This is a genomic window from Staphylococcus piscifermentans, assembly GCF_900186985.1.
GTDB lineage: Bacteria > Bacillota > Bacilli > Staphylococcales > Staphylococcaceae > Staphylococcus > Staphylococcus piscifermentans.
In genome coordinates, this window is record NZ_LT906447.1 from 2096930 (window position 1) to 2119218 (window position 22289).

Consider the following 22289-nt stretch of genomic DNA (forward strand, 5'->3'; position numbering starts at 1 on the left):
GGGAAGCGGCTTAAATTTATTTAAATCTAGGGAATAAATCTAAAGCATTCTTTCGTTCAATTTGTGCAATGTCACTTTCACTAAAATTCTTATAACTTTCAATAATTTCTATCATTTTCTCAGCTTGGCTTTCTGGTGCATAATGCGCATCACTGCCGAATAATAAATGAGATTCGTCCGTTGTTTCTTTCAATGCTTCAAAACTAGCAGATTGAGTAGATAAGGCTGTTTCATAATAGAAATCGCTAATGTAGTCTGCAGGACGTTTACTCAATTTAACTGCATTATCAAGATTTTCAACCATCCAATTATAAGATTGATCTATTCTCCATTTTAAGTATGGAAGAGTGCCTCCTGCATGTCCCAAGATAAATTTAATATTAGGAAAGCGGTCCATTGTTCCACTCAACACTAAATTTGCCGCTGCACGTGTTGTATTGAAAGTAAATTCTAATAAGAAATCGATTTGACAATAATAAGGTCGTTGTTGGTCTGCTTGTGCTGCACTCGGATGAATAAATACTACAGCGTGTCGCTCATTCAATTCTTTCATCACATCTTCGAAAATCGGATCTCCCAAGTAATGTTCGTTATAATTTGAAAGCAGTCCCACTCCATCTAATTTCAAGTCATCTAGTGCATATTTCAACTCTTCAATAGCATTATCTACTTCAGGTAAAGGTAATGTCGCAAACCCTCCAAAACGATTTGGATATTCCTGAATCATCTGTGCTTCAAACTCATTAATTTCTCGAGCTGTTTTCTTTCTCGTTTCTTTATCCAAAGGATTTAAACCCGGATCAGAAATTGAGCCGATGCCTATTTCGATTCCTAAACGATTCATGAAAGCAATACTATCTTCAGGTGTCCAATCTTTGATTGGCATACCTCCTGCTTTTTCTACACCATTTTTTACTAATGCAGATTTATAGACATTCGGAATAATATGATGATGGACATCAATAATACCTTTAGTCATGATATCATTCTCCTTTTCAAAAATTTATTGAGCATACTTGCGCTTTACTTATGAATATTGGCTCTCTACCCTATTGGTTTCAAAACAACACTTTTTAAGTTTTTGAACGCAAAAAAACGGCTACACCAGTCTCTCTGGTATAGCCGCTCTCCCAATCTTTCTTTTCAGAATTAAGCCCAACCGCGGTAACGTGCAGCTTCTGCTGTGCGTTTGATACCTACGATATACGCAGCTAAGCGCATGTCGATTTTACGGTTTTGTGCTAATTCATAAATATCATTAAATGCAGTGACTAATTTTTCACGCATTTTTTCGTTAACTTCTTCTTCTGTCCAGTAGTAACCTTGGTTATTTTGTACCCATTCGAAGTAAGATACTGTTACACCGCCGGCACTTGCTAATACGTCAGGAACTAATAGAATGCCACGTTCATGCAAGATACGTGTTGCTTCTAATGTAGTTGGACCGTTTGCCGCTTCTACTAAGATATCCGCTTTAATATTAGGCGCATTCTCTTTAGTGATTTGGTTTTCGATTGCTGCTGGAATTAAGATATCGCAATCTAATTCGAACAGTTCTTTATTTGAAATTGTTTCTTCAAATAAGTTTGTTACTGTACCGAAGCTGTCTCTGCGGTCTAATAGGTAATCAATATCTAAACCTTCTGGATCAGATAATGCACCATATGCATCAGAGATACCTACGATTTTAGCGCCTTTATCGAATAAGAATTTCGCTAAGAAACTACCTGCATTACCGAAACCTTGAATTACGATTTTAGCACCATTCAAATCTAAATCGCGTAGTTTAGCTGCTTGTTCAATAGCAATTACAACACCCAATGCTGTTGAACGGTCACGTCCTTGTGAACCACCCAATACGATTGGTTTACCAGTAATAAATCCAGGTGAATTGAATTTATCTAATGCACTGTACTCATCCATCATCCATGCCATGATTTGGGAGTTTGTCATTACGTCTGGTGCCGGAATATCTTTAGAAGGTCCAACAATTTGTGAAATTGCACGTACGTAACCACGTGATAAGCGTTCAACTTCATGAATACTCATTTGACGTGGGTCACAGATGATACCGCCTTTACCGCCACCGTAAGGTAAATCGACAATACCACATTTCATAGTCATCCACATAGACAATGCTTTCACTTCGTCAACGTTTACATTCGGATGGAAACGCACGCCACCTTTAGTAGGTCCTACTGCGTCATTATGTTGTGCACGGTATCCTGTGAAAGTTTTAACAGTACCGTCATCCATTCTTACAGGGATACGTACTTCTAAAAATCTTAATGGTTCCTTAACTAAATCATACATGCCGTCATCAAAGCCTAATTTATGCAAAGCTTCTTTAATAATTTGTTGTGTAGACGCCACTAAATTATTATTCTCAGTCATAATCCTTTTCGCCTCTTTTTCCTAACAATGATTTCGCTTTCATTTGTATTGTAACATAAGGTTATCCTTTTTAAAGGGTTTTCATTCCTTTTGTTACAACTTTTTGAACTTAGCTGAAAACTTTCTTAATACGTTCTAGTGCATCGTCAATTTCTTCCTTAGTAATGATTAATGGCGGTGCAAATCGAATCACTGTATCATGTGTTTCTTTGCATAATAAGCCTTCTTCTTTCAATGCTTCAGCATAAGGTCTTGCGTCTTCGTTTAATTCTACACCAATAAATAAGCCGCGTCCTCGTACTTCTTTAATGACTGGATTATCGATTTTTTTCAATTCTTTTTGGAAATATTCCCCAAGCTCACGAGAACGTTCAGCCAATTTTTCATCTTCTAAAACATCTAATGCAGCAATCGAAACAGCTGCTGCTAAAGGATTACCACCGAATGTAGAACCGTGAGATCCTGGCGTGAAGACATCTAATACTTCACTGTCCGCTGCAACTGCAGAAATCGGCAATACACCGCCGCCTAAAGCTTTACCTAAAATATAAACATCCGGTTTTACGCCATCCCAATCTGTTGCGAATGTTTTACCTGAACGTCCTAAACCTGATTGGATTTCATCAGCGATAAACAAAATATTATTTTCATCTGCTAATTTGCGAATTTCTTTTAAATAGCCTTCAGGTGGTACATTGATACCTGCTTCACCTTGGATCGGTTCTACTAAGATAGCTGCTGTATTTTCATTAATTGCATCTTTCAGTTGGTCTACATCACCGAAATCTACTTTTAAGAAACCTTCTAATAAAGGACCATAACCACGTTGGTATTCAGCTTCTGAAGATAATGATACGGGTGCCATTGTGCGACCGTGGAAGTTGCCGTTGAAGGCGATAATTTCAGCTTTATCCGGCTCAATATCTTTGTGCTCATAGGCCCAACGACGTGCTGCTTTAACTGCTGTTTCAACAGCTTCAGCGCCTGTATTCATTGGTAATACTTTTTCTTTGCCAGTCAATTCGCTGACTTTTTCATACCAATCTCCCAAATTATCACTATTAAATGCACGAGAAACTAAAGTGACTTTATCTGCTTGTTCTTTTAATGCTTCGATGATTTTTGGATGGCGGTGACCTTGGTTAACTGCTGAATAAGCAGCTAACATATCCATATATTTATTACCTTCAGGATCTGTTACCCAAATACCGTCAGCTTCTGAAATAACAATTGGCAGTGGTTTATAGTTCGGTGCACCGTAATGTTCTGTCTTTTTGATAATTTCTTCAGATTTTGTCATAATTTTTCCTCCTTAGAATCCCTTTTGCTTTATTTTTCTTTAATCACATGCAAATAACCCTTTATTTATTACAAAGCTTTAATTTTACTTTCGAAAAAAATCACATTATAGCGTCTGAACACCAGAATAAAACTATAATGTGATTCCATATTCATTTAAGCAATGTTAAGTTGGTTTAACTTACAGATGTTCTGATACTGTACGACCTTGCAAGTGTAAGACAAGGTAGTCAGGTCCGCCGGCTTTAGAGTCTGTACCAGACATTTTGAAGCCGCCGAATGGTTGATAACCTACGACTGCGCCTGTGCAGCCACGGTTGAAGTAAAGGTTGCCGACCATGAAGTCGCGACGTGCTTGTTCAAGTTTGAAGCGGTTATTAGAAATAACAGCACCTGTCAAACCATATTCAGTCGCATTAGCGTATTCAATAGCTTGATCGAAGTCTTTAGCTTTAGTAATACCTACAACTGGACCAAAGATTTCTTCTTGCATTACGCGATTATCATATTTCAAGTCTGCAAAAATAGTTGGGTATACAAAGTTTCCGACTTCATCGTCTACTTTGCCGCCTACTACTAAGCGTCCTTCTTTTTCTCCGACTTTCAAGTAGTCTTTGATTTTATTTAAGGCTTTTTCATCGATAACAGGACCCATGAAGTTATCGTATTCAGCTGAGTCGCCCACTGTTAATTTTTCAGTTGCAGCTTTCAAACGTTCTACTAGGTCATCATAAATGTCATCTACAGCGATAACACGTGAACATGCTGAACATTTTTGACCAGAGAATCCGAATGCTGAATACACGATAGCATCAGTTGCTACATCTAAATCTGCTTCGCTGTCTACAACGATAGTATCTTTACCACCCATTTCAGCGATAACACGTTTCAAGTGGTTTTGACCTTCTTGAATTTTAGAAGCTTTTTGCATAATGCTTGTACCAACATTTTTAGAACCAGTGAATGAAATTAAGCCGACATCTTTGTTTTCAACTAAATAGTCGCCGATATCGCTAGAGTCACCAGGAATCCAGTTAACTACCCCTTTAGGAAGACCTGCTTCTTCTAAAACTTCCATAAATTTATAAGAAATAACTGGTGTATTTGATGATGGTTTCAATAATACTGTGTTACCTGTCACTACTGGCGCAACTGTTGTACCTGCCATAATTGCATATGCAAAGTTCCATGGAGAAATAACCACTGACACGCCTATTGGTAAGTAGTCGTATTGGTTGTATTCGCCTGGACGAGAATTAACAGGTTTGCCATCTTTCAATTTCAACATTTGACGACCATAATATTCCATAAAGTCGATTGCTTCAGCAGTATCTGCATCCGCTTCTTTCCAAGGTTTTCCGCCTTCTTTAGTCAATAATGCGGAGAATTCATGTTTACGGCGACGTGTAATAGCAGCTGCTCTGAATAAAATGTCAGCTCTGACTGCTGGATCAACCGTACGCCATGTTTTAAATGCTTCCTTAGCTGCTTCAACTGCTTTTGCAGCTAACTCTTTGTTTGCTTTAGAAACATAACCGATTGTTTCTTCTCTGTTTGATGGGTTAAATGAACGAACCTTATCGTCTGTAAAAATACGTTCACCATTAATAATAAGTGGATATTCTCTGCCTAAGTCATCTTCCACCTTTTTGAGCGCTTTTTCATAAGCCTCTCTATTCTCTGCTTTAGAAAAATCTGTAAATGGTTCGTGTTGATATGGAATCATTTTAATCCCCCTTTGTTTAGTGTAAAAATTGTTAAGAAAGCCCTTACATTCACTATAATTACATAAATTCTTATGGATGTAAAAGGAAAATCTTCAAAATTGCGAAAATTTTTAATTCGACGTTTTCAAATTACCTGATATTATGCAATATATAAAGATTTAACGAAATTTTACATCAATATTGGTGGAAATTCAATTTATTTTAAGCGGAAAAGTAAGCGTGTGGTTTACATAATTAGAATGTTCGATTGTTCCAGGGAGGCGGCGGGCAATTGAGGGGTAGAGGACGCGGGATGCTGGAAGTGGGAAGCGGGCGCTGGTTTTCTAGACACTATGGCTGAACTTGTGTCTAGATTCACCCGCTTTCTAGACACTACTCTAAATCTTATGTCTAGATTCACCCCTTTTCTAGACACTTCTTCAAATCTTGTGTCTAGATTCACCCACTTTCTAGACACTACTCTAAATCTTGTGTCTAGATTCACCCCTTTTCTAGACACTTCTTCAAATCTTATGTCTAGATTCACCCGCTTTCTAGACACTTCTACAAAACTTGTGTCTAGATTCACCCGCTTTTTAGACACTTCTACAAATCTTGTGTCTAGATTCACCCCTTTTCTAGACACTTCTACAAATCTTATGTCTAGATTCACCCCTTTTCTAGACTGGCAGTAACGATTTATACAGAAAAAAGCGAGACATCATTGAAATGTCCCGCTCTTAGTGTGCTCCTCGCGCATATTTATTTTTCTTTTTTAGGTAGTGGGTAAAATCCTTCATCGAATTGTTTCCACAAGTTAGGCGGCAATTCATGTTTATCTTCGCGTGTCGGATCAAAGTATGAAATAATTTCATCTGTTTTGCCGTCTTTAATTTTTTCGATAAAGCGCGGATCTAATAATAATTCACGGCCTAAGGCTATAAATTCTACACCTGTTTCAAGTGCTGATAAGGCATCTTCTGGTGTGAATATTGAGCCGATACCGATTAAAGGCATTTTTCCTCCAATCCATTCGTGCAAGAGTTTAATGCGTTCTTCACCTTTGTAACGTCCTTCTCTTGTTTTTGAATGAATATCGAATAAAGAAGCGTGCAGATAATCTAAAGGTTGGTCTCTTAAGTGTTCAAGCAACTCTTTAGTCAATTCCATTTTAATGCCTGGTTCTTCAGCTTCTTCTGGAGAGAAGCGGTAACCGATAATGAAATCTGAATCGGCATGTTCTTTTGCGGCGTTAACTACAGAATCGATTACTGCTAATGGGAATTTAAATGGGTCTTTCCATTCATCGTTTCTGCGATTATAGTATGGAGAAACAAATTGATGAATTAAATAATGGTTCGCACCATGAATTTCTACGCCATCAAATCCCGCTTCAATTGCGCGGCGTGTTGCTTCACCAAATGCTTTAATTGTCTCTTTAATTTCATCAGGTGTAATTTCGCGTGCATGATGTTCTTCTTGTTGTCCAAAGCTTTTCAAATCAATGGGACTTGGTGCTGCGACATCTCCGCCAGGCGTTAAATTAGGCAGTGATTGTGCACCGCCGTGATGAATTTGCACGAGTGCTTTCGCGCCGTTCTTCTTCATGACTTCGGCTAATTTCTTTAATCCTGGGATATCAGAATCATGTGCTACGGACGGTTGACCTGGAAAGGCCTTGCCTAAATCCGTCACATTACTTGCCGCTGTGATGCTGATGCCGACATCTTTAGAACGTTTTTCCATATAAGGCAGTTCGACGTCAGCGATAGTGCCGTCATCGTTAGAAGAAACATGTGTTAACGGAGCGAGCACAAATCTATTACGGATTGCTACGCCATTCGGCAATGTATATTCAGTAAATAAAGGCTCATACTTTTTATCCATATTGCTAAATCCTCCTCGTTATCTCTTTGTAATCGTATATTTTACATCAGAATACTTTGATACTGAAAAAAACTGCTTGACCTGCTCATTTATTTCCTCTATCTTTTACCCGGCGAAAGCTGTCAGCAAAACGAAAAACCAGGGGGCTAGGACAAATTGATGTCCTGCTCCCTGGCTTTATCATTGATTAAAAGCACTGCAGCTGTGCTAATTAATAACCCAGCTACAATTTATTTTCTTTAATCATTTTCTTAGACTGCGCAATCCAAACCGGTAAACGTTCTTCTAATGTTTGAAACCCGTATTTTTCAGTTTCTTTGATCTCATCCAATACAGATTTTTTCTCTTTTTTACGCTCATAATTTTTAAAATAGTCATTGTCTTTCAACGACAAATTAAGTTTGCCTTCCTCATCAATTGAGAGTATTTTAGCACGGACGATTTGTCCTTCAGATAAGAAACGATTCAAATTATGTACGTAATCATTCATAATTTCTGAAATGTGAATGAGTCCTTCCGTGTTGTCAGGGGTTTCTACAAATGCGCCATAAGGTTGAATACCAGTCACTTTAACTTTCACGTGCTGACCTATTTGATAGTGATTATTCAACTTAATAACCCCTTAATTCGTATTATTTCTAACATAGTTATCATAGCATAAATAAAAACTAGTCACTAACATAAACGATATTTTAAAAGGTTATTTTCTGAAAAAAGTAAGTTAATAACAAGAAAATAAACATGTAGCATCAGTATATTATTTCATTGATACATCCCGTCATTATCACTTTCAACAAAATCAAATATCAAATCAATTAAACCGGGTTTGTAGTTAATAAATTTTTCGGTTTTTATCAGCTCGACAATCTCTTCTCTGCTTGCAAAATGTATCGCTTCTACTTCATCTTCTTCAATATGAATATCCTTCAGTTGTACATTCGTGCGTATCAAATAAATATCATCAAAGCCGAATGGGAAAGTCATCGAAATTTGCGGACGTGTTTTGGATAAGTCGATATCCAAATCCAATTCCTCCTTGATTTCTCGTTGAGCTGCAACATTACTGGTTTCTCCTTGCATGACCGCACCGGCTGCACTGAAGTCCCACAGCCCGGGCCAGAGTTTCTTATTGAATTTCCGTTGTTGAATCAACATTTCACCTTGTTGGTTGAAAATACAAATATGTGCTACTAAATGAAAAGTACCTTCATCTAGCTTGTTACCACGTTCTATTGTTTGACCTTTAAGCTGTTGACGGTATTGATTATACAAATCGAGCATTTCTGCCATTTTCAAATCCTCCCTATGCTTTGTAGCTTACAATCCACATGTACCTTCCAAGGATAAAGCTTCATTCGCTTTCTTTAGACAATCTGCTATGGGCAACTTTTCTTCAAAAGAATACTGGAAAATTGATTGGAATTTTTGTGCCAACTCATCTACATCATCTATTTGGTGAACCGCATCCATCATTTCATATACTTCGGCGTCTCCCATTGTTTTATCTTCAAAGTGCATGGGATTCCAATCTGCAAGCAATTGATATAACGCAATGTTCACTTCATTCTTTTCTTTCTCTGCCATGGATTACCCTCCATTATTTCCTTTTTTACAAATAGAAAGTAGAAATGCGCTTATGACACATTTCTACTTGTTTCATGCATTATTTTAACTTCAATGATGTTTAGTCTTCAATATCAATAGATTCAATGACTACATCATGTAATGGTTTATCTTGTGGTCCTACTTTAGTATTTGCGATATCTTCCAATGTCGCTTCTCCCTCAATAATTTGACCGAATACAGTATGTTTTTGGTCTAACCATGGCGTACCGCCTTTTTCCCCGTATGCTTCGACAATCGGTTCAGGCCATCCGCCATCAGCTAATTGACTCAACATATTTTCCGGTACTTCTTTCATTTGCACAATAAAGAACTGAGAACCGTTTGTGTTCGGTCCTGCATTTGCCATTGATAATGCGCCATATAAGTTGAAAGCTTCCATTGAAAATTCATCTTCAAATGGTCCGCCATAGATACTTTCGCCGCCCATACCTGTTGCTGTCGGGTCGCCGCCTTGTACCATAAAGTCGTTGATGACACGGTGGAAAGTAATTCCGTCATAATAACCGTCTTTAGCATGTTGCACAAAATTTTCAACTGTTTTAGGAGCTAAATCAGGAAATAATTTAAAAGTCATGTCACCTTTGTTTGTATGCATGACTGCTTTGATTTCATTATCTTGCACTTCTTTATTTAATTGAGGATAGTTTGCCATAATAAATCTCCATTCATGTTAAGATTGATATACGTTTATAGTAACATATACCACAGAAAGGAAGTATTAAAATGTTATATCGCTTTTCACATAAAACAGGAAGTTACGGCGTTTCAATTGTTGAAGAAAAAGACAACGGAGAAGTGCTGGTCAAAGTAGAACAAGTTATCAAGCATCCGAAACAAGGAGATTTACATAATCCAAACGCTGTTGATGATGTATTTTTCCATGAACGTCGCGCATTAAGTCATTATGAAAAACGTTTCACTCCGAAATCACAATTACGTGAGTTTAATGTTGCAGAGATGCCATATGAAGAATCTTTGCAAAAAGCTATTACAGATTTGGAAGAAAAATTGAAGGAAGCAGATACACCTCATGCCAAACGATCATTAGAAAATTTAAACGAACTTAAAAAGGATTACAGTATTCAATACAAACAAAATTTCAAATAATTTTTTCTCTAAAAATATACATTTCTTCCTATTTAACAGTTCCGGTAAATGTAAGCATGTTACCGTAAAACAAGGTTTTTTGAGCCTTAACATTGATGTATAATGAGGATATCTTATATTCAAAGGAGGACAAATAATGAGTTGGTTACATGCAGCGGTATTGTTGCCGTTCATCTTTGCACTCATTATCCCTATTGTTTATCGTTTTGTTAAACGCATACATATAGGATGGTTTACATTACCTGTCCCCGTTGTCTTATTTATTTATTTTCTAAGTTATATTTCGACAACTATGTCAGGTAATCATCGATTTGCACAATTGTTATGGATGCCGCAAATCGGTATGAATTTTAATTTGTATGTGGATGGACTCAGTCTACTCTTCAGCTTATTGATTACAGGTATCGGATCGCTTGTTACCTTTTATTCAATCAGCTATTTGAGTAAAAATGAACAGTTAGGGAATTTTTTCTGTTATCTATTACTCTTTATGGGTGCAATGTTAGGCGTCGTTTTATCTGATAACGTTTTTATGCTGTATTTATTCTGGGAAATGACTTCTTTTTCTAGTTTCTTACTTATTTCTTTTTGGCGCACAAGACAAGCTTCCTTGTATGGCGCTCAAAAATCGTTATTAATTACAGTATTTGGCGGTTTATCTTTACTCGGCGGCCTTATCTTAATGACACTTTCAGGACATTCAACAAGTATTCGCCATCTCATTGCACATGCCTCTGAGATTCAATCTAGTCCAACATTTATCTTGGCCATGATTTTAATACTCTTTGGTGCAATGATAAAATCTGCACAATTCCCATTTTACATCTGGTTGCCAGATGCGATGGAGGCACCGACACCTGTCAGCGCTTACTTGCATTCAGCGACTATGGTAAAAGCCGGAATATACTTAGTTGCACGTCTCACACCGATTTTTGCACTATCAGAAGGTTGGATTTGGACAGTCACAGCAATCGGTTTAATTACATTATTCTGGGGCTCTCTCAATGCAACAAAACAACTTGATTTGAAAGGAATCTTAGCCTTTTCGACGGTTTCACAATTAGGCATGGTCATGGCAATGTTAGGAATTGGAGCAGTCAGTTACCATTACCAAGGTGCACAAAGCCAATTCTATGCAGCCGCTTTTATTGCAGCGGTATTCCATTTGATCAACCATGCAACATTTAAATGTGCACTCTTTATGGTTGCTGGAATCATTGACCATGAAACTGGCACCAGAGATGTTCGCAAACTTGGCGGATTAATGACTGTAATGCCGATTTCTTTCACTATCACAGTCATCACAGCTTTAAGTATGGCTGGTGTACCGCCGTTTAATGGCTTCTTATCAAAAGAAAGCTTCTTAGAGGCGATGATCAATGTGACACACTCCCACCTATTCAGCTTAAATACTTTAGGTGTCTTAATTCCTATTGTAGCAATCGTGGGCAGTTTATTTACATTCGTTTATTCAGTACGTTTCATCGGCCAAATTTTCTGGGGTACTTATAAACCTGAATCCTTACCAGATAAACCGCATGAGCCTTCAGTAATGATGTGGATTGCGCCAGCTTTTCTTGCTGTTTTAGTTGTGGTATTCGGTTTATTCCCAGCAATTTTAACGCAATCAATTATAGACCCGGCTAGCCGTGCAATCAGCAACGCGTACATTCCGCATGCTGAGTTCCATTTATTCCATGGATTTACACCGGCGTTCTTTGCTACATTATTTATTTACGCAGCAGGCATCGGTCTAATCTTTGCGTATCATAAGTGGGTCAAAGTTATCGAAGCGATACCAGAACGTTTAGAACTGAACTATTTATACGATCGCTCTGGACGCTATATGCCATTCTACTCGAAGAAAATTACACGTACTTATATGAGCGGCTTTATTCGTAACAAGTTAATTGTCATTTTGGGTAGTTTAATTGTCTTGACTTTAATTACTTTACTTTGCATGCCGTTCAGCTTGAACTTTGAACATGTCAGTCGATTACGTACTACTGAAATTATTATTGTCATTATGATACTGGCTTCAGCAACAATGATTGTCTTTGCACGTTCAAGATTGTTCAGTATTATCATGTTGAGTGCTGTAGGATACTCAATGGCGATATTCTTTATTTTCTTTAATGCTCCTGACTTAGCATTAACACAATTTGTGGTAGAAACGATTTCTACAGCATTGTTCTTATTATGTTTCTACCATTTACCAAACTTAAACCGTTATAACGAATCTAGATCGTTCAAAATCGGTAATGCGCTTATTGCTGCTGGTGTTGGACTTGCTGTAACAGTGCTAGGTTTAATTGCCTATGGTAATCAGCACTTTGAATCTATTGCTGCCTACTACAAAGCAAATGTACACAGCTTAGCTCACGGAAACAATATGGTAAACGTTATTTTAGTTGACTTCCGTGGTACCGATACTTTATTCGAATCATCAGTATTAGGTATTGCCGGATTAGGTGTTTATACACTTATCAAATTGCGTTCTAAGCATAAAAACGGTTATGAAAGGGTGGAAGAAAATGAACAGACAGAAAAATAATATCATCTTTCAATACTCAACTATCATCATTTTCTTCTTGATTATGGTTTTCGCTTTTTCGTTGTTCTTAAATGGACATTATCAACCAGGAGGCGGCTTTATCGGAGGATTGCTAGTTTCAAGTTCACTAGTACTTTTCTCAGTAGCCTTCGACGTTAAAACGATGCGGAAAATCTTCCCTTGGGACTTTAAAAAATTAATTGCAATTGGTTTGACGTTTTGTGCTTTAACACCTTGCGCAAGTTGGTTCTACGGAAAAAATTTCTTTACACATCACGTGTTTGAAATTCCGCTTCCATTACTTAAACCGATGCAAGTGCATACTGCCCTCTTCTTCGATTTGGGTGTACTGCTTGCAGTTGTCGGTACGGTAATGACTATAATCTTAGCGATTGGAGAGAATGAGTAATGGAAATAATTATGATTATCGTCTGCGGTATCTTAACATCAATCAGCGTCTATCTCATTTTATCTAAAAGCTTGATTCGTATCATTATCGGTACCGCAGTACAAACGCACGCAGCTAACTTATTCCTTATCACAATGGGCGGATTAAATGACGGCGCAGTGCCTATCTTTCAACCAGGAACGAAAAATTATGTGGATCCTATTCCGCAAGCATTGATTTTAACAGCGATTGTAATCTCATTCGCAGTAACTGCATTCTTCCTGGTACTTGCTTTCAGAAGTTATAAAGAACTAGGTACTGACAACGTAGAACGTATGAAAGGGGTGCCTGAAGATGATGATTGAGAATAACTTACTCGCAGCTATGCTTCTTGCACCAATGTTAACAGCGATTATTCTGGTCTTCATCGGTAAGCGCCCGTTTATTAAGCGATTTGTGGCGCTTGGAGGTTCGCTCGTTGCATTAGCGTTAGCCATCGTCAACTTTATCAATGTATGGCATCATGGACCTTTAAAATTAGAATTAGGTTCTTGGAAAGCGCCTTATAGTATCGTATTTGTACTAGATTTATTCAGTGCAACACTGGTGATCACAAGTATTATTGTTACGATTTTAATTATTTTGTTTTCCTATCAATCTATTGGTTTGCATCGCGAAACGTATTACTATTATTTCGCTGTCATGTTTATGGAAACAGGTATCATCGGTGCCTTTATCACAGGAGATATCTTTAACTTATTCGTATTCTTTGAAGTCTTCTTGATTTCATCTTATGCATTACTAGTAATTGGCGGTACGAAAATTCAATTACAAGAAAGTATCAAATATTTACTAGTGAACGTCGCTTCGTCTGCATTCTTCGTTATGGCTGTCGGAATATTATACTCTGTAGTCGGAACTTTGAATATGGCAGACATTAGCCGTAAATTAGCGCATTTATCCGATAAAGACAGCGGGCTTGTCAGTATCGTGTTTGTACTGTTCTTATTTGTATTCGCAACTAAAGCAGGTGCCTTTCCGATGTATGTATGGTTGCCAGGAGCATATTATGCCCCTCCATTTGCGATTATCGCATTTTTCGGAGCCTTGCTTACCAAAGTCGGCGTCTATGCAATTGCCAGAACATTGAGTTTATTCTTTGTCAATACACTTTCATTCTCACACTATACAGTGTTAATGCTGGCTCTGTTGACCATTATTTTCGGTTCAATCGGTGCTATTAGTTATAACGACACGAAAAAGATTATTATCTACAATATTATGATTGCAGTAGGTATCATTTTAGTAGGTGTAGCAATGATGAATGAACAAGGTATCATCGGCGCGTTATATTACACAGTTAATGATATGTTGATTAAAGCAGCCTTATTCTTCTTAATCGGTGTCATGTTGAAGATCACTAAGACTACTGACATCAGGGAATTCGGCGGCTTGATTAAAGGCTATCCAGTCTTAGGCTGGACTTTCTTCATTGCCTGTTTGAATTTAGCTGGTATCCCGCCGTTCAGCGGCTTCTATGGAAAAATGTTTATTGTTCGTGCAGCCTTTGAAAAAGGATTTTATATCAGTGGTATTATCGTATTACTTTCAAGTTTATTAATCCTTTATTCAGTGATGCGTATTTTCATCAAAGGTTTCTTCGGCGAAGCGAAAGGATACAAAATCAATCATAAATTGCATTACCGCGGTTTATTGAGTGTCGCAATTCTAGCTGTGGCACTTTGCGTGGTCTTCAGTTTTGCAGCAGATTGGTTATATCCTTTCTTTAAACAAGCTGCTGTGACATTCTATGATCCTAAAGCTTATATCGACAGCGTTCTGGGGGTGAAATAATATGGCAGTTCAAATCGTAGTTAATATGTTACTTGCTGTATTTTGGCTCTTTGTCAATGATAGTTATACTCTGAACAATTTTGTGCTCGGTTACCTTTTTGGATTATTACTGGTATTCTTGATGCGCAAAATCCTGCCAGGACGTTTTTATATCATTACATTTTATTATGCATTGAAGCTTTGCTGTATTTTCTTTATCGAACTAGTCAAAGCCAATATCGATGTTATTCGTATCGTAACCAAACCGCACATGGATAACGAACCAGCCTTTTTTGTTTATGATACAGACTTGGAACGTCCATGGGAAGTAGTCTTGTTATGTACACTCATCACCCTCACTCCAGGTACTATCGTCTTAGGGGTAAGTGATGATAACCGCAAAATCTATATTCACTGTTTGGATTTCAGTACGAAAGAAGAAGAAATTGAAGGAATTAAATCTTCATTAGAAAAAGCTGTTAGAGAGGTGGGAGAATACTAATGTCTGCATTTAATATTGTAATTGTTATCGCACTGATTGTAGTGGCACTCTCAATACTTGGAATGCTTGTCCGTGTAATTCTCGGACCTTCTTTGGCAGATCGGGTTGTAGCTTTAGATGCGATTGGTATTCAATTAATGGCTATCGTAGCGCTATTCAGTATCTTCTTAGATACAAAATATATGATAGTAACTATTCTTTTAATTGGTATTATCGCCTTTTTAGGAACAGCAGTCTTCGCGAAATACATGCAGGAAGGCAAGGTGATTGAACATGATCGACACAATAATGATTAGTCTGTCACTTTTCTTTGTAGTGGTTGGCGCGCTTATCAGTGCCCTTTCTGCACTCGGTATTTTAAGATTACGCGATGTATACGGACGTGCACATGCTGCCGGCAAGGCTTCTACGCTAGGTTCAATGAGTTTACTATTAGGTGTGTTCTTATATTTCATTGGTAAAGATCACTTTACTAATCCACAACTCTTAATCGGTATTTTATTTATTTTAATTACTGGTCCATTGTCCAGTCATTTAATTATCAGAGCAGCTTATAAAATAAAAACACCTTATACTAAAGCTACAAAGCTTGATGAAATTAATGAACCTGAAGAAGAAAAACCTAAAGCAGCTAGTAAATAAATAATTTAAATTAAAGTCTTGAGTCAGCCTTTTACTGGGCTTCCTCAAGGCTTTTTTCTATTAAGTTTGCTTGAGCAGTAATTAATTATATGGTATATTAAACAAATCGAAACTATTACGATTTGAGAAGGTGACGCTATGTCTTGGACAATTATTGGCGGTGGTATTCACGCCGTTACCATAGCAATTAAATTACGTGCTGCAGGTCTTCCTGCTGATAAACTGACAATTATAGATCCTCATGATTCCTTATGTGAACAATTTGATGATTTCTCTTGCCGTATCGGTATGCCATTTTTACGTTCACCACATGTGCATCATGTACATCCCGACCCATTTCATTTGAAGCAATTCGCAAAAACTAATCAATATACTGGTGCAACATATGGTAAATATCAACGACCGCAACGTGATATGTTTATGGATCATACACATAAAATGCTGCATGAATTTGATTTAAATCAACGCCATATTAAAGATTTCGCTGTTAATGTTGATAAAGAAGATGGGAAATGGAAAGTTGAGATGCAAACTCATGACCCTGTTTTCAGTGATAAATTGGTTTTAGCTATCGGCAGTAATAATATTCCTCATATACCAGATATGTATCAAGCACATGCGGACATCCATCATATTTTTGAAGATATCGAGATTCCATACGAAACATCTTCCCATGTAGTTGGAAGCGGTATTACCGCAGCTCACCTGACTTTAAAACTCATTGAAGAATCTCAGTCATCGAAAGTACATCTATGGATGAATAAATCGATAGAAGTTTATGATTTTGACGCAGATCCAGGCTGGTTAGGTCCTAAAAATATGACGCGCTATAGAGAAATTGAGTCATCTAAAGAACGCTTAAAAGTAATTGCGCAAGAGCGTCATAAAGGTTCAATGCCTAAAGAACTCTATTTACGTTTGAAAAAACACATGCAAGAAGGCAACTTAGAAATCCATGTGAATGAAATTCAAGCTATACAGAATCATAAAATCATTACCGAAAACGATGAATATCAATATGACCATATTTTACTTGCGACCGGCTTTAAGAATAATATTATGCAAATGCCTGTTATTAAGAATTTTGTAGAAAATATTAATGCACCTCTGACAGAAACAAAACACCCTTCTCTAACAGAAACCTTAGAATGGGTGCCAGGTGTCTATGTATCTGGTGCATTAGCTGATATTGAGCTTGGTCCTTTTGCAAGAAGCTTTGCGGGCGGCCGAGAATCAGCAAGCCGTATTGCTAAAGCTTTTAATGGCGCAGCAGAGAAAGTATCATAAAAATTTGGGGGATTAGGACATCATTAAATGTCTTAATCCCCCCTTCTACGTTTCATCATGTAGAGATGTGTCGTAATGAGTGGTCTAAAGTGTCGAGGCGCGACACATCCGCCTATACATTTTGAAATTACCACTACTTTAAAAACCTTTAATGCAATAAAAAGCAAGGGCGAGACCAACTTAATGTCTCACCCTTACTTTTTTAGCGTGTTTTCAACATCATTGTGCCACGCATCACACTAATTAACTTTTCATTATCATCTACAATATTTATATTCCAGACTTGTGTTGTTCTGCCGCCATGAATCAATTGAGCAATAGCAAAAACATTTCCTTCAGTAGCAGAGCGAATATGGTTGGTATTCATTTCCAGCCCTACTGGAATAATTTTTTCCGTATCTACCATATGTGCAGCTCCGACAGAACAAGCCGTTTCTCCTAAAGCCATTGTAGCGCCGCCATGCAAGTATCCAAAGGGTTGCTTCACTTTATCTGATACAGGCATCTTCACCTTTGTATAGCCTTCTCTTACTTCTAAAATTTCCATATCTAGTGTTTTCAGTAAATTTGTCACTACAGCACACCTCATATCTCAGATTTACTTTTATAATATCATAGCTGCAATCGTACCGAAGATCATTAGTGGGATATTGTAGAATAAAAAGTTCGGAACACAAGTATCGCGAATATGATCATGCTGGCCGTCTATATCTAAACCGGCAGTTGGTCCTAAAGTTGAGTCGCTGGCAGGTGATCCAGAATCTCCTAGCGCTGCTGCTGTACCTATTAAAGCAATCAAGGCCATTGTACTCATACCTAATTGTTCTCCTAAGGGAATGAATAACGCTGCAATGATAGGAATTGTCGCAAAGGATGAACCAATACCTAATGTAACGATTAAACCGATGATATACATTAGTATAATCGCAATGAGTTTGTGGTCTCCGGTAATTGAAGCGATATTAGCTACGAGGGTCTTAACATCTCCAGTCGCATTCATCACCCCTGCAAACCCGTTGGCTGTTAAAATAACAACTCCGATATAAGCCATAATCTTAATACCTTCTGTAAATTGTTTATCTAACTCGAACCATTTGTAAGCTCGAGAAATAAAGAAAACCATAACCCCAGCAAGCGCACCAAATATCATGGATTCAGTAATCAATTGGACAATAAATGTAAGTAATATTGCCACAATCGTCACGATTAAAATATACTTATTCAATTCTTTCGGTGCTTGATTTGTTTGTTCTTCGTCATCCCGATATTGACGTGGTTTGCGGTATACAAATAAACCTAGAGCCAATCCGACGATATAGCCGATTGAAGGTATTAATAAAGCTTTCCAAATCATATCAAATTCAATCGGGTGATGTGCTTTTGCAAACCCGGTTTGAATAATTTGATGGAAAATTTGTCCAAATCCAAATGGCATCAAGAAGTACGGGAAACATAATCCAAAACCGATAACTAAACCAATTTGACGTCTGTCTATATTTAATTCATTGAATAAACTGAGCAACGGAGGAATCACAATCGGGATAAATGCAATATGTACAGGAATTAAGTTTTGGCTGCTCATACTTAATAGAAGCAAGGATACAATTAAAATCACTTTGATTGTAGAACGAGAAACTCTATTATTTTCTGCATGAATCATGTTAATAACCTTGCCCACTAAATAATCTGTAATTCCGCTATAAGAAATAAGTGCAGCAAAACCTCCAAGCAAAGCATAACTCAACGCTACTTCTGCACCATCTACAATATTTTCAGTAAAAACTTTAATTACTTTTTCTACCGGCATACCTGCAACTACACCGCCGACTAAACCACTGATGAACAGACTTAATACTACGTTCAGTCTGCATAAACATAAAATAATCATTAATAATACTGCTATTACAACTGCATTTATCATTCCCGTTTCTCCTTTACTACGTTATCGAACTAAAGTATTATGTTTGTATGATAACAGTGGTAATTCTAAAAGTCAATATTCATAATTAGATTCTTTTAAAATATGAATCTTTTAAAAAGGCGCTTAAATTATACATTAATGCGTACAATTTAAGCACCGAATTTATCTTATTTAGCTTCTCTTCTTAACCATTCTACAATCGTTTGAATTAAATATCCTGTCGGTCCTTTAGGGCCATTGTAATTATTTTGGTGCGTGGTAGCTGGACCAGCAATATCAAAGTGTAATTGTGGAATGCTGCCGCTGAAATGCATTACAAAGGCTGCTGCAAATAATGCTTTGCCCATTCCATTCGTATGGTTGACTAAATCAGCCACTTCGCTTTTTTTAATCAGTTGCTTTTCAGTATTTGTAACCGGCAATTCAAATGTCCATTCGCCATTTTCTCCAGCTATTTCAGTGATGGCTTCTAAAGGCGCTTGTGAATTATTCTTAAACACAGCAGCTTTATCTTCACCTAAAGCTGCCACTGCTGCTCCTGTCAAAGTCGCAAAGTCTAAAATCAAGCTTGGTTGATACTGGGCTGCATGAAATACTGCATCTCCTAATACAAGTCGCCCTTCTGCATCAGTATTCAAAACTTCAACCGTCTCTCCATTTAAAGCTGTAAAGACATCATCAGGTTTCATAGCTTCTCCATTAATCATATTTTCAGCAGAAGCAATGACGCCTACAATATTGATTGGTAAAGCGAGACGGTGGACCGCTTCTATCATCCCTAATACATTAGCAGAACCGCACATATCAAATTTCATCTCTTGCATACCCGTTTTCGACTTAATAGAGTAACCGCCTGAGTCATAAGTAATGCCTTTACCTACTAAGGCGATCGGCGCCACATCATTATCCGTACCTTTATAAGTCAAAGTAATGAGTCTTGGTCCAAAATCAGAACCTTTACCAACTGCGTGCAGTAAACCAAATCCTTCTGCTTGAAGTGTTTCAGCATCTTTCACTTCCACATCTACAGCTGTTTCTTCAAAATGACCGCAAATCAAATCAGCATAATGTTTAGGTGTTAAGATATTAGGCGGAATATTACTGAAGTCTCTTGCCAACTTGATACCTTCACCAATAACTTCTCCATCTTTAAGCGCTGTAATTTCGTCCGCTTCAGCTCCATGAATTTTCAAATTCAAATGATACGGTATTCTTTTATCTGTTTTGTAGTTATTGAAATGATAAAGCGCCTTCTTAGCTTGCAAGCTAAATAATTCAGCCATTTCTTTTTTCTCGATAGCCTTTGAAGCGAATGACTGGAATAATACATCTGCATCAGTAATATGGTCTCTCTTTAAAGACTGCAGCAAGCTGCCGAAGATTTTCATAGCGCTGATACGTGTTAATTCTTTCAAATTACCTAAACCTACAGTAATCAGATGAATATCCAATCCTGATTCATTAAATCTTGTAGAACTGATTTTACCTGTCTCACTGCTTATAATGTGTTTCTGCTTATATGTATCTAACGCTTCCGTCAGATTCTTATCTTGAAAATTCAATGTCTGCAACTGATTCAAATGATCAGGCAATCCGACAATGAGAATATCACTTGCCAATTCATTGTGCTCATCAAATGTAAATTGTATGGGCATTTATATCTCCTCCATTATAAAAAAGGTTGGCATACTGCTTGATACTCACAGTATTACCAACCTTAGTCTTTCTTACCAGTCTAATAAAACTTAACTTTGTTTAGTCAGCTTTTATTAAAATTTACCTTTTTTGAATGCTAGACCGATACCGCCGATTTTGAAGATAGAACGCGTATCGATAACTTTTTTCATGAAGGCTGCTTTTTTACCAGTAATGTTTTTACCGTAAACAATACCAACACCATCATGTGCACCTAATGAACATACAGTTCCGCGGTTAACGAAGTTGAATGGTTCTTTAGGTTGGCCGTTTAAGATGTTTTTAACGTTTTGAGCAACGCTTTCACCTTGTTGCATTGCAAGTTGTGCAGTTGTTGGTAATGGACGTTCTTCACCTTCAGGGATGTATGCTGATACATCACCGATTACGAATGTTTCGTTGTAACCAGGAGCAGTCAAGTCTTGGTTTACAATTAAGCGACCGCGTTTAACGCCATCGAATGAATCGTCCATAATTTTACTTCCGCGAACACCGGCAGTCCAAATAGAAGTATTCGCTTCTAATTGTTGTTCTTGGTCTCCAACTTTAACGACGAAACCTTTTTCGTTTGCACCAACGATTGGTGTACCGATCTTGAATTCAACGCCGCGTTCTTCTAGGTAATTTACAGCATAATTTACTAATTCATCATCAAACATAGGAAGCATAGTTGGTGCTGCTTCTACACAAGTGATTTTAACTTTATCACGGTCTACGCCATATTTATTTGATAATTCGTCAACACGTGCTGTTAATTCACCTAAGAATTCAATACCTGTAAAGCCTGCACCACCTACTAAGAACGCAAGATCTTTAGGATCTTTTTCTTTAGAAGATGCATAGTTCGCAAATTTATCTTCGATATGACGAGATAATTTACGTGCAGTATGGATATTTTCAATTTGGAAAGCATGTTCTAACATACCTTTGATACCAAATGTTTCACTTACCCAACCTAAACCAACAACTAAAATGTCATAGTTGAAACGGCCGTTGTTTGTTTCTACAACTTTAGCGTCTGGATCAACTTTAACAACTTCGCCTTTAAGGAATTTAACTTTGTCTTTGTTGATAACACTTTCGATTGGATAAATAATATCTTCGTAATTCACAGTACCTGCTGAAGCTTCATGTAATAATACTGCTTCATAGTGATAATCATCTCTGTTAATTAGAGTGATTTCAGCTTCATCAGCTGGTAAAATCTTTTGTAATTTTGTAACAGTTTGCAAGCCTGCATAACCTGCCCCTAAAACAATAACTTTTTTTGTTTCAGCCATTTTATTCACCTATGCTTTCTTAAAAATTTGTAATAGAATACGCTTTCTTAATATACCCCATTTGATTGAAAAAAATGTCAAATAAAGACAAATGTCATTCCTCTTCATCTTATAATTATTCAGTCATTTTTTCAAGGTAATAAGAAGAAAAGCACTCATAATTTCAGA

Annotated in this window: 22 protein-coding genes; 9 read left to right on the top strand and 13 right to left on the bottom strand. The window is 37.3% G+C overall.

The genetic code is table 11. The features are described 5' to 3' along the window. Positions 1-16: 16 nt before the first annotated feature. The 9 genes from CKV71_RS09745 to CKV71_RS09790 form a co-directional block, all read right to left on the bottom strand. A complete protein-coding gene (locus CKV71_RS09745) occupies positions 17-979 on the bottom strand; it encodes an amidohydrolase family protein (protein WP_095106302.1) in 963 nt (320 codons plus the stop codon). Positions 980-1149: 170 nt separating this feature from the next. Next, entirely contained in the window at positions 1150-2394 is a 1245-nt protein-coding gene (locus CKV71_RS09750; RefSeq protein ID WP_095106304.1) for a Glu/Leu/Phe/Val family dehydrogenase, read from the bottom strand. A 109-nt stretch (positions 2395-2503) separates the two neighbouring features. Continuing rightward, entirely contained in the window at positions 2504-3694 is a 1191-nt protein-coding gene (locus CKV71_RS09755; protein ID WP_095106307.1) for an ornithine--oxo-acid transaminase, read from the bottom strand. Between the two features lie 180 nt (positions 3695-3874). Then, complete coding sequence (gene pruA, locus CKV71_RS09760; RefSeq protein WP_095106309.1) at positions 3875-5419, bottom strand: L-glutamate gamma-semialdehyde dehydrogenase; 1545 nt, start codon at positions 5417-5419, stop codon at positions 3875-3877. A gap of 742 nt (positions 5420-6161) precedes the next feature. Beyond that, entirely contained in the window at positions 6162-7286 is a 1125-nt protein-coding gene (locus tag CKV71_RS09770) for an NADH-dependent flavin oxidoreductase (RefSeq protein ID WP_095106313.1), read from the bottom strand. Between the two features lie 223 nt (positions 7287-7509). Beyond that, entirely contained in the window at positions 7510-7896 is a 387-nt protein-coding gene (gene ygs / locus CKV71_RS09775) for a S1 domain-containing post-transcriptional regulator Ygs (RefSeq protein ID WP_095106315.1), read from the bottom strand. A gap of 152 nt (positions 7897-8048) precedes the next feature. Then, entirely contained in the window at positions 8049-8576 is a 528-nt protein-coding gene (locus CKV71_RS09780) for an NUDIX hydrolase (protein ID WP_095106317.1), read from the bottom strand. 27 nt (positions 8577-8603) lie between these two features. Next, positions 8604-8870: a DUF1871 family protein gene (locus CKV71_RS09785; RefSeq protein ID WP_095106319.1), complete on the bottom strand. Its 267-nt coding sequence runs from the start codon at positions 8868-8870 to the stop codon at positions 8604-8606. Between the two features lie 100 nt (positions 8871-8970). Beyond that, positions 8971-9564 carry a peptidylprolyl isomerase gene (locus CKV71_RS09790; protein WP_095106321.1) on the bottom strand — a complete coding sequence of 198 codons (594 nt, stop codon included), beginning with the start codon at positions 9562-9564 and terminating at the stop codon, positions 8971-8973. Between the two features lie 71 nt (positions 9565-9635). On the opposite strand from CKV71_RS09790, the gene kapB reads away from it, so the two are divergent. The 9 genes from kapB to CKV71_RS09835 all read left to right on the top strand — a co-directional run bounded on the left by kapB (position 9636) and on the right by CKV71_RS09835 (position 17225). After that, complete coding sequence (kapB, locus tag CKV71_RS09795; RefSeq protein ID WP_095106323.1) at positions 9636-10019, top strand: sporulation phosphorelay system protein KapB; 384 nt, start codon at positions 9636-9638, stop codon at positions 10017-10019. Between the two features lie 136 nt (positions 10020-10155). Next, a complete protein-coding gene (locus CKV71_RS09800) occupies positions 10156-12573 on the top strand; it encodes a Na+/H+ antiporter subunit A (RefSeq protein WP_095106325.1) in 2418 nt (805 codons plus the stop codon). Further along, the gene (locus tag CKV71_RS09805; protein ID WP_095106326.1) at positions 12554-12982 is read left to right on the top strand and encodes a Na(+)/H(+) antiporter subunit B; all 429 of its coding nucleotides are present in this window, start codon (positions 12554-12556) and stop codon (positions 12980-12982) included. Before CKV71_RS09800 ends, CKV71_RS09805 begins: the two co-directional genes overlap by 20 nt. Next, complete coding sequence (gene mnhC1, locus CKV71_RS09810; RefSeq protein ID WP_095106328.1) at positions 12982-13326, top strand: Na+/H+ antiporter Mnh1 subunit C; 345 nt, start codon at positions 12982-12984, stop codon at positions 13324-13326. The genes CKV71_RS09805 and mnhC1 overlap by 1 nt, the downstream gene beginning before the upstream one ends. Further along, on the top strand, positions 13319-14815 hold the full coding sequence (locus CKV71_RS09815) for a Na+/H+ antiporter subunit D (protein WP_095107303.1): 1497 nt from the start codon (positions 13319-13321) through the stop codon (positions 14813-14815). The genes mnhC1 and CKV71_RS09815 overlap by 8 nt, the downstream gene beginning before the upstream one ends. Position 14816: 1 nt before the next feature. Further along, a complete protein-coding gene (locus CKV71_RS09820; RefSeq protein WP_095106329.1) occupies positions 14817-15296 on the top strand; it encodes a Na+/H+ antiporter subunit E in 480 nt (159 codons plus the stop codon). Next, positions 15296-15592 (top strand): Na(+)/H(+) antiporter subunit F1, encoded by a 297-nt coding sequence (locus CKV71_RS09825; protein ID WP_095106330.1) that lies wholly within the window; start codon positions 15296-15298, stop codon positions 15590-15592. Before CKV71_RS09820 ends, CKV71_RS09825 begins: the two co-directional genes overlap by 1 nt. Next, on the top strand, positions 15570-15938 hold the full coding sequence (locus tag CKV71_RS09830; protein ID WP_095106332.1) for a Na+/H+ antiporter subunit G1: 369 nt from the start codon (positions 15570-15572) through the stop codon (positions 15936-15938). The genes CKV71_RS09825 and CKV71_RS09830 overlap by 23 nt, the downstream gene beginning before the upstream one ends. A 138-nt stretch (positions 15939-16076) precedes the next feature. Continuing rightward, positions 16077-17225 (top strand): NAD(P)-binding domain-containing protein, encoded by a 1149-nt coding sequence (locus tag CKV71_RS09835; RefSeq protein WP_095106333.1) that lies wholly within the window; start codon positions 16077-16079, stop codon positions 17223-17225. Positions 17226-17427: 202 nt separating this feature from the next. On the opposite strand, the gene CKV71_RS09840 is transcribed toward CKV71_RS09835, so the two are convergent. The 4 genes from CKV71_RS09840 to CKV71_RS09855 form a co-directional block, all read right to left on the bottom strand. Next, positions 17428-17799 (bottom strand): PaaI family thioesterase, encoded by a 372-nt coding sequence (locus CKV71_RS09840; RefSeq protein WP_095106334.1) that lies wholly within the window; start codon positions 17797-17799, stop codon positions 17428-17430. 30 nt (positions 17800-17829) lie between these two features. Next, entirely contained in the window at positions 17830-19146 is a 1317-nt protein-coding gene (locus tag CKV71_RS09845) for a Na+/H+ antiporter family protein (protein WP_095106335.1), read from the bottom strand. A 167-nt stretch (positions 19147-19313) separates the two neighbouring features. Then, positions 19314-20801 (bottom strand): M17 family metallopeptidase, encoded by a 1488-nt coding sequence (locus CKV71_RS09850; protein WP_095106337.1) that lies wholly within the window; start codon positions 20799-20801, stop codon positions 19314-19316. 114 nt (positions 20802-20915) lie between these two features. After that, on the bottom strand, positions 20916-22121 hold the full coding sequence (locus tag CKV71_RS09855) for an NAD(P)/FAD-dependent oxidoreductase (RefSeq protein WP_095106338.1): 1206 nt from the start codon (positions 22119-22121) through the stop codon (positions 20916-20918). Positions 22122-22289 lie beyond the last annotated feature (168 nt).